Below are 1,579 nucleotides of genomic sequence, written 5' to 3'. Positions count from 1 at the left end.
TTTGCACAGCACGATTGGTTATGTGTCGCCTTTTGAGTTTGAAAAGCGGTATTATGACAGTTTAACCCTGTCAGGCATGGCTGCCTGACTCAAGTAAAACACTCTCCGATATACTCGGGGCGGTTCAGATTGTGTTTACTAAACCATATCTGAAGGCTTTCACCGAAAAGTAAGACGATAAGCGTGCTGAAAAAGAGTCTATACAGCCCGCTTTAGATTATGGCCATTCTCACTAAATACTCAAAATACTCAAAATACTCAAAATACTCAAAATACTCAAAATACTCAAAATACTCAAAATACTCAAAATACTCAAAATATTGTCAAAAATAGCTTGAACTCTTGTCACCTGAATCGTTTTTACATGTCTTTACTTAAAACATTTTAAATACTTAATTTCAATACTTAGTGTTGAATAAAAAAGCTATACCTAAGCTGCTACTGATGACTAACTACTTTTTTAATACGCGATAAACGGTAGCTACCCCAACACCAACTGCCTTAGCTACTTCCTCTTTTGTCATATTGTTTTGACTGTTTAATTCTATAATACGATTATGTTTCGTTGTATTAGGCTTTTTACCAGTGGGCTTATAGCCACTGTTAGCCAATCCCTGCTTGATACGCTCTCTACGCTTGTCGTTATCAAGCTTTGCCATTGTGGCTAATAAGTCGATTAACATATCGTTGATCACCCTGAGAATATCCCCGGTCATACCTTCACTGACCGTATGCGTGGTTGGTAGATCAGCTACCACCAATCGTAAGCCCTTGTCTTTAATGCGCTGCTTTAAGATTGCAAAATCATCTTGAGATAGCCTGCTTAATCTATCCACACTTTCAACCAGTAGAATATCTCCTTCTTCAGCGTCATTGAGTAACAGAGTGAGTGCGGGTCTATCGAGCTTCGTACCACTGAAATGCTCAATATATTCAGCATAGCTATCATCGTAGCTTTTGCTAAAGCTAATCAAGTCAGATAAGGCTCTCTTAGCGTCTTGATCCTTAGTGCTTGCTCTCACATAAATACGAACGCTCATAACACTACCTCTATTATTTAGACTCAATAAATAATGTTCATTGATAATATCAAGATATTACTATCATTTAATAATAGAAACAAGTCTAATGATAGCTAGGTTATCGTTTGGGGGTTTTACTGTTAAGGTATAGTCTAATGGTAGATTGTCAGGCGCTTTCACTGGTTCGGTACCCTAGTGAGGACTTGAATATTAAGCTATCCTCTATGTCCTATTCTCAATTGAGTTTTTATGTCTAATATACTAAGTAATGAACCTATAATACAATACGAACCACAGAGCCTACGTCCAATAGTAGCTACTATTGGAGTACTTTTTAAAGATGGAAAGGTGCTTTTAGTACGCCGTGCTAACCCACCCGATGCAGGTCGATGGGGTTTTCCCGGTGGTAAAATTGAACGTGGGGAAACTGTGGTAATCCCCCCGAAAAATAAGAACACTCCTGAATAGAGATTAACTGCTAAAATACACCAGCAGGAGAATCCTATGAAAAAGACACGTTTTAGCGACAACCAAATCGTTAACATCTTAAAACAAGC

2 protein-coding genes are annotated in these 1,579 nt (G+C 38.1%); one reads left to right on the top strand and one right to left on the bottom strand.

What is annotated here, in order from left to right; genetic code table 11:
* Positions 1-452: 452 nt before the first annotated feature.
* A complete protein-coding gene (locus NJD71_RS13490) occupies positions 453-1,040 on the bottom strand; it encodes a recombinase family protein (protein ID WP_101204374.1) in 588 nt (195 codons plus the stop codon).
* 231 nt (positions 1,041-1,271) lie between these two features.
* Between NJD71_RS13490 and NJD71_RS13485 the strand changes: the two genes are divergently transcribed.
* Positions 1,272-1,490 (top strand): NUDIX domain-containing protein, encoded by a 219-nt coding sequence (locus NJD71_RS13485; protein ID WP_319052413.1) that lies wholly within the window; start codon positions 1,272-1,274, stop codon positions 1,488-1,490.
* Positions 1,491-1,579 lie beyond the last annotated feature (89 nt).

This window comes from Psychrobacter sp. PP-21 (assembly GCF_033790785.1).
Lineage (GTDB): Bacteria > Pseudomonadota > Gammaproteobacteria > Pseudomonadales > Moraxellaceae > Psychrobacter.
This window is presented reverse-complemented; position numbering and strand designations above follow the sequence as displayed.

What these genes read in the sequence shown, in the direction of transcription:
- NJD71_RS13490 (WP_101204374.1), bottom strand. Translation starts at nt 1,040, where the DNA reads ATGAGCGTTCGTATTTATGTGAGAGCAAGCACTAAGGATCAAGACGCT.
- NJD71_RS13485 (WP_319052413.1), top strand. Translation starts at nt 1,272, where the DNA reads ATGTCTAATATACTAAGTAATGAACCTATAATACAATACGAACCACAG.